This window comes from Granulicella sp. L46 (assembly GCF_009765785.1).
Lineage (GTDB): Bacteria > Acidobacteriota > Terriglobia > Terriglobales > Acidobacteriaceae > Granulicella.
This window is the reverse complement of sequence record NZ_LMUT01000005.1, coordinates 234,131-240,703: the sequence shown is the minus strand read 5'-3', so window position 1 is coordinate 240,703 and position 6,573 is coordinate 234,131. Positions and strand designations below refer to the sequence as shown.

8 protein-coding genes are annotated in these 6,573 nt (G+C 59.8%); 2 read left to right on the top strand and 6 right to left on the bottom strand.

Annotated features, from left to right (window positions below; translation table 11 throughout):
• On the top strand, positions 1–745 hold a 745-nt coding region (locus GSQ80_RS05210), incomplete at its 5' end, for a radical SAM protein (RefSeq protein ID WP_305794640.1).
• Between the two features lie 192 nt (positions 746–937).
• Here the strand turns inward: GSQ80_RS05210 and rbsK are convergent.
• The 3 genes from rbsK to GSQ80_RS05195 are packed head-to-tail and all read right to left on the bottom strand — an operon-like array spanning position 938 to position 3,166.
• On the bottom strand, positions 938–1,858 hold the full coding sequence (gene rbsK, locus GSQ80_RS05205) for a ribokinase (protein WP_158786523.1): 921 nt from the start codon (positions 1,856–1,858) through the stop codon (positions 938–940).
• Between the two features lie 10 nt (positions 1,859–1,868).
• Positions 1,869–2,171, bottom strand: a complete 303-nt coding sequence (locus GSQ80_RS05200) for an antibiotic biosynthesis monooxygenase (RefSeq protein WP_174241306.1) — start codon at positions 2,169–2,171, stop codon at positions 1,869–1,871.
• 14 nt (positions 2,172–2,185) lie between these two features.
• Complete coding sequence (locus GSQ80_RS05195) at positions 2,186–3,166, bottom strand: GRP family sugar transporter (RefSeq protein ID WP_158786519.1); 981 nt, start codon at positions 3,164–3,166, stop codon at positions 2,186–2,188.
• A 79-nt stretch (positions 3,167–3,245) separates the two neighbouring features.
• On the opposite strand from GSQ80_RS05195, the gene GSQ80_RS05190 reads away from it, so the two are divergent.
• On the top strand, positions 3,246–3,440 hold the full coding sequence (locus tag GSQ80_RS05190) for a hypothetical protein (protein ID WP_158786517.1): 195 nt from the start codon (positions 3,246–3,248) through the stop codon (positions 3,438–3,440).
• A 50-nt stretch (positions 3,441–3,490) separates the two neighbouring features.
• On the opposite strand, the gene GSQ80_RS05185 is transcribed toward GSQ80_RS05190, so the two are convergent.
• The 3 genes from GSQ80_RS05185 to nusG all read right to left on the bottom strand — a co-directional run bounded on the left by GSQ80_RS05185 (position 3,491) and on the right by nusG (position 6,539).
• Positions 3,491–4,996 (bottom strand): PAS domain S-box protein, encoded by a 1,506-nt coding sequence (locus tag GSQ80_RS05185; RefSeq protein ID WP_158786515.1) that lies wholly within the window; start codon positions 4,994–4,996, stop codon positions 3,491–3,493.
• A 200-nt stretch (positions 4,997–5,196) separates the two neighbouring features.
• Positions 5,197–5,634 (bottom strand): 50S ribosomal protein L11, encoded by a 438-nt coding sequence (gene rplK / locus GSQ80_RS05180; protein ID WP_158786513.1) that lies wholly within the window; start codon positions 5,632–5,634, stop codon positions 5,197–5,199.
• A 206-nt stretch (positions 5,635–5,840) separates the two neighbouring features.
• On the bottom strand, positions 5,841–6,539 hold the full coding sequence (nusG, locus tag GSQ80_RS05175) for a transcription termination/antitermination protein NusG (RefSeq protein WP_254059455.1): 699 nt from the start codon (positions 6,537–6,539) through the stop codon (positions 5,841–5,843).
• Positions 6,540–6,573 lie beyond the last annotated feature (34 nt).

Below are 6,573 nucleotides of genomic sequence, written 5' to 3'. Positions count from 1 at the left end.
CATAGAGCGCCGCGTAGGCATCACCCGCTCTCTCCTCGAAGTCTTCGCCCGCCAAAAAGGCCTCCGCATCGGCATCATCACCAAGTCCTCCCTCATCACCCGCGACATCGACCTACTCCAGCAGATCGCCGCCAACAATACCCTGGTCATCCACCTCACCATCACCACCACCGACGCCGCCCTAGCCCGCAAGCTGGAACCCCGCGCCCCCCGCCCGGACCTCCGTTTCGCCGCTCTCCGCAAGCTCTGCATCGCCGGCCTCAACGCTGGCGTCCTCTGCTGCCCCCTTCTTCCCGGCATCAACGACAGCGTAGCCTCCATCGACGCAGTCGCCTCCCGCGCCGCCGCCGCCGGCGCCTGCTTCCTCGGCGCCAATCCTCTCTTCCTCAAATCCTGCTCCCGCCCCACCTGGCTAGCCTTCATCCGCGAACACCTTCCCCACCTGGCCGACGACTACAATCGCCGCTACTCCAAAGCCGACTTCGTAGACGCCACCTACCGCAACCGCATGTCCACCATCACCCGCCAGATCTGCCGCAAGCACCACCTCCACGAGCGCCAATCCGAAGCCCACCTAACCCGCGACCTCTCCACCCCCGTTACTTCATCCAACCACACCTCAACGAACACCCTTCATCCCTCCTCCGAGCCGGGTGCCCCATATCTCGCTTCTGAGATGTGGGAACGCAAAAAGCCAGCCCAGCGGACTAGCCCCGCCCAACCCAGCCTCTTCGCCACCAGCTAACCCACCCCTCCCCACCGACACCCGTCATCTCGACCGAAGCATCGCACTCTTCGCGATGCGCAGTGGAGAGACCCCTGTATTTGCACTTGCAGTTGATCTTGCCTCTCTGGCTGTCATTCCGAGCGGAGCGAGGAACCTGCTTCTTGCGCGCAAAGCGCGCGTCTGTGCGTCCGTCCCGCCAACGCAACTTCGCTATCCCAGCAGCGCCAAAATCTCTTCCCGCCGCGGCATCGACGGCGCCGTCCCCGCCCGCGTCACCGAAATCCCCGCCGCCGCGCATCCAAACCTCGCTGCTTCCAGCACCGTCCGCCCCTCACTCAGGGCCGCCGCAAACCCACCACAAAACCCATCGCCCGCACCGGTAGTATCCAACACCGCCCCCGCATGAAACGCTTCCACCAGCTGAGCGTCTGCCCCCGCCGCACACACCAGCGCCCCCTGCGCCCCCAGCGTCACAATCACGCATTTCGCCCCTCGCCCCATCAACACCCGCGCCGCCGCCTCAGCCTCCTCTTTGCTCTCCACCGGCAGCCCCGTCAGCAGCGCCGCCTCACTCTCATTCGGAATCAGAAAATCCGCGAGCCCCAGCATCTGATCACTCAACGCCCGCGCCGGCGCAGGATTCAGAATCGTCCGCACTCCCGCCTCTCGCGCGATCCGCAACCCACACTCCACCGTATCCAGCGGCAGCTCCAACTGCGCAAGCAAAACTCCAGCCGACCGAATTGCCGCCCCCGCCCTTTCCACATCATTAGGCCGCAGCGTAAAGCAAGCCCCCGGCACAACAATAATGGCGTTCTGTCCGGTCACCTCATCGACCATGATCACCGCCGACCCCGTCGGCGTCTCGCAGTTCTCAGTCAGCGACGCATCAATACCATCCGCCGCCCACGTATCCCGAGCCAGCCTCCCAAACGCGTCATCGCCCAGTCGCGAAAGCATCTGCACCTGCGCTCCCGCGCGCGCCGCCGCCACAGCCTGGTTCGACCCCTTACCCCCCGGCCCCAGCGCAAACCCGCTCCCCATCAACGTCTCGCCCCAGCCCGGCAGCCGAGCCGCACGAAACGCCGCGTCCGCCACAAAACTTCCCAGCACTAGAATCTTCTTCGCCATACTCTCCATCTCAATCGTTCGCAAACAGCGTCTCGCTATAGTGCTCAACCAACGGGAACGGTTCGTAAAAATGATGCAGCAGCTCGCGCCACTGCTCATATCGGTCAGAGTGCCGAAACCCGATCGTATGATCCTCCAGGCTCTCCCACCGCACCAGCAGCAGGTAACGACTCCGCGTCTCCATGCACCGATGCAGATCCAGAGACACAAACCCCGGCGTCATTTCAATCAGCGGACGCGCGGTCCTCATCGCCTGCTCAAATGCCCGCTCCTCGCCGCCAACCACGTTCAGCACCGCCGCTTCAAGGACCACAAACCCTCCCGCATTCATCCAGCATACGCACGAGCAATCAACACCAGCGCCAGCAAATACGACACCACCATCGCCGCCAAGTATCCCTTCGCCTTATTGTTCGCGCCCTTGAACTCCTTCCACGCAAACACTCCCCACAAGCAAGCAACCATCGGCGACGCCTGTCCAATCGCATACGAGATCGCCACCCCCACCAAACTCGCCGCCACAAAATTAAACACCGTGCCCAGCCCCCAGATCGCTCCCCCCAGCAATCCCAGCGCATGATAGCCAAGCGGCGCGCGAAAATAATCCAACGCCGCCACCGGCACACCCACAATCGGCTTCCTCATCAAAATCGTGTTGAAGAAAAAGCAGCACACGAACGCCCCCGCCGTAAGAAACACCGCCGTCGTATAAGGAGTTAACGTGTTCCCATGCGTCATCGCCCGCGTCACAAACGGCGCAAAGATCCCCATCAAAAATCCCGACACCACACACACCCACACTCCCTTCTTCGACACCTCCTGGCTGCCCGACCGCAACGCCCCATACGACTTCCCCACCAGCACCACCGCCACCACCGCCATCAACACGCCCGCGCCCAGCAACACTGCATTCCCCCGCGGCTGCAGCGCATAACTCAGCACCACGCCCTCCACCAGCGCAATCCCAATCGAGATCGGAAACGCAACCGACAGCCCCACAATCTCAATGCCCGCAATCAACAGCACATTCGCAATATTGAAGATGAACCCACCCAGCGCCGCATACCCCAGGTTCAAGTAATCGGCCGAGTGTACATTCGCGACAAACGCCGTAGGCCCGCCCTTATAACTCCCCATCGTGAACGCCAGCACCAGCGCAATCAAAAAAATCCCCAGCCCATAATCCCAGTAGTACAGCTCGAACCGATAATTCTTCGTTCCCTTGAACGTATTCGCAAACGAACCCCAGCACACCGTGCTAAGGATCGTCATCAGCAGCGCCACAGCAAACGTGGACGGAACAAACATCGGCAACCTCCGCGCGAATCGCGTACGATCTCGCACTCACCACAGCCCAGATCAAGCAGCCTGTCGCGAAGCAACCATTATGCCCGACACACCACGTCTCTCGTCGGATACCGCGCACGCCATCATTCACGCCCCCACGCGTTCGCCCGGCTGTGGCAAGATAGAACCCACCAACGAGTCGGCGTTCCTAACGGCGTACAACCAAGGCGATCAATCCACCGACGCCCGCACCTGGACCGACTTCATGCAAGTCGAGTGTTATCGCAACCACTAGCAGCGTGCGATCGAAACCATTAGCAAACTGCTCCCCCACTAGTCCCGCGCTTAATTCGCCGAGTCGCTCGCATACGCATTCTCCAGCGGCAGCGCTATCCGAAACGTCGTCCCGTGCGACACCCCATCCGTGCTACTCTCCACCCCAATCGTTCCCGAGTGCCCCGCAATAAACTGCTTCGCCACCCACAACCCGATCCCGGTACCAATCGCTCCGCGCGTCGTAAAGAATGGCTCGAACACCTTTTGAAGATTCTCTGCCGGAATGCCTCGTCCGTTGTCCTCAATCGAAAGCACAATCGCTTCCCGGTCGCCGCACGTTCCATCCTCGGTTGTCACTCGAAGCGTACCTCCCGGCGTCATCGCATACATCGCATTCGTCACAAGATTGGAGACCACCTGCATCAGCTCTCCCTTCCGCACCACCACCGCGCGTGCCGACGCGAAGCTTGTTTCCACCTTCACCCCCGCCTCCTGCAGCTTCGAGCTATAAATCTTCAGCACCTCTCCTACCAACTCCGTCAACGAAACCATCGCCGCCGAATTCTGCTCGCGATAAAACCCCAGCGTCTGTTTAGCAATATGCGACAGCCGCACCAGCTCGCTCTCTGCCGTATTCAAATACGAGATCACCTCCCCATCCGAGGAATTGGATCGCGCCAGGTAAATCAAATTCAGTACCGCCTCCAGCGGATTATTGATCTCGTGCGCAATCGACGCCGCCATCCTCCCACTCGCGGAAAGCTTCTCCGCCTGCACCAGCGATTGCTCCATCCGTTTCCGCTGTGTCACATCGCGCAACACTTTCGACGCGCCCACCACCTCACCCAAAGCATTCCGCAACGGCGAGATCGACAGCGAGACATTCATTCGCGTCCCATCCTTCGCCAGACGAACTGTCTCGTAATGCTCGATCCGCTCCCCCGCGCGAATCTTCCCCAGGATCATCTGCTCCTCCGGATGAAGTTCCTCCGGCACCAGCGTCAAAATCGACGCCCCCACCATCTCATCCTCGCTATACCCGAACGTCCGCTCAGCGGCCTGGTTCCAGCTCGTGATCGTGCCGTTCAGATCCTTGCTCAGAATCGCATCATCGGCCGATTCCACTATCGCCGCCAGCCGAGCCCGGGCAATCTCCATCTGCCGCCGGTCCGTAATGTCCCGCGCAATCTTCGACACCCCAATCACGTTCCCGCGGCTGTCCCGTACCGGAGAGATCGTCAACGACACAAAAATCTTCCGCCCGTCTTTTCTCACCCGCTCCGTCTCAAAGTGCGCGATCTGTTCCCCAGCCCTCACCTTGCCCAGAATGAACGGCTCCTGATGCTCCAGCTCTCGAGGAATCAACTTCAGAATCGATTGCCCAACGATTTCCTCCGGCTGATATCCAAAGATTCTTGTAGCCGCCGGGTTCCAGCTCGTAACAATTCCATCCAAATCCTTCGCAATGATCGCGTCTTCCGAAGAATGGACAATCGCCTCCAGCAAGGAGGCCGATCCCTCCGCCCCAAGGTTGATCGCAGGATTATCGCGCTGGAATGTATTCGAAACGGCCATGAGTCAGTTCTGATACCTCGCACACCGCGCATCTGTGCACAATGAGCAGCATCGCACACTTCGATCGCTAACAATAAGATGCGTCCACGCGAGTCCGCAGCCGTACCCCATTCACCACCCGGCAACAGAAAGGGCGCAGCCGGATCGCGAGGGAGACCCTCCACAATCCTTCTGCGCCCTTTGTTCTTCTAAACTTCCGCTTACGCGACGACTTCAATGCCCATCGACCGCGCCGTACCGCGAATGCTCTTCGCCGCCGACTCAATCGACGCCGCATTCATGTCCGGCATCTTCTGCTTCGCGATCTCCTGGATCTGCTTCTCGGTCACCTTGCCAACCTTGTCCTTGTTGGGTGTGCCCGAGCCCTTAGGAATTCCAGCCGCCTTCAACAGCAGTACCGGAGCCGGCGGCGTCTTCGTGATAAACGAAAACGTGCGGTCCGCATACACCGTGATGACGACCGGAATCGTCAGACCCGCCATCGACGGATCCTTGCTGGTGCGCTCGTTGAACTGCTTGCAGAACTCCATGATGTTGACCTGCGCCTGTCCAAGCGCTGGTCCAACCGGCGGTGCCGGCGTCGCCTTCGCGGCAATGATCTGTAGCTTGACGTATCCCTGAACCTTCTTCGGTGCCATATTCGTAATCCTTCTCAATGTTGCGGGCGGTGCAACTGCACATCGCCTCGCATGATTTTTTCTACCGCTCGTACTGCCAGGAGTTAGAAGGTCCGGTGAAGCGCCCGGGCTGTGACTCCCAAAACTTGTCTGCTGCTCATGCTCGCCCCGCGAGCAAGTCTTTCTCTACGCTCTACTCTCTACGCTCTATCCTCTACGCTCTGCCTTTACGCCTCTACCTTTTCAACATTCGCAAACGAAACCTCGGTAGGCGTTGGCCGGCCAAAGATCGATACCATCACCTTCAGCGTCTGCTTGTCTTCATTGACGTCATCGACCGCGCCATTGAAGTTGTTGAACGGCCCATCGGTAATCCGAACCTGCTCGCCCTTCGTAAACTTGAGCTTGAGCTTCGGCTTCTCCTTGGTCACATCGCTGCGATTCAACATCGCATTAACCTCAGCCTCGGAGAGCGCATTGGGCTGATCGCCCGTCTGCAGAAATCCCGTAACCCGCGGCGTGTTCTTCACCACGTGCCACATATCGTTGTCCAGCGCCATCTCCACGAACACATACCCCGGCAGAAACACGCGGTCGATCGTGTACTTCTTCCCGTTGCGCAGCTCCGTCGTCGGCTCGGTAGGAATCTCGATCCGCCCCACCTTGTCCTCGAGGTGGTACGCCGCCACGCGGCTCTGCAACGATTCCTTCACCTTGCGCTCAAATCCCGAGTACGCGTGAATGATGTACCACTTGAAGTTCTCGTTGACCGGCGCCGCGGCAGCAACTTCGCCGCCCGCTGTCTCGCCGCCAACAGCCTCGCCCTCAGTCGAGGTCTCAGGGTCAACCGCAACGTCGCTCGCCAGCGCCTCATCGGCTCCGACCGGTACGACCTGCTCTTCTTCCTGCTTCAACTCATCTGCCATGGTTTTACTTTCCTTCAAACCAAAATCTTGTCAT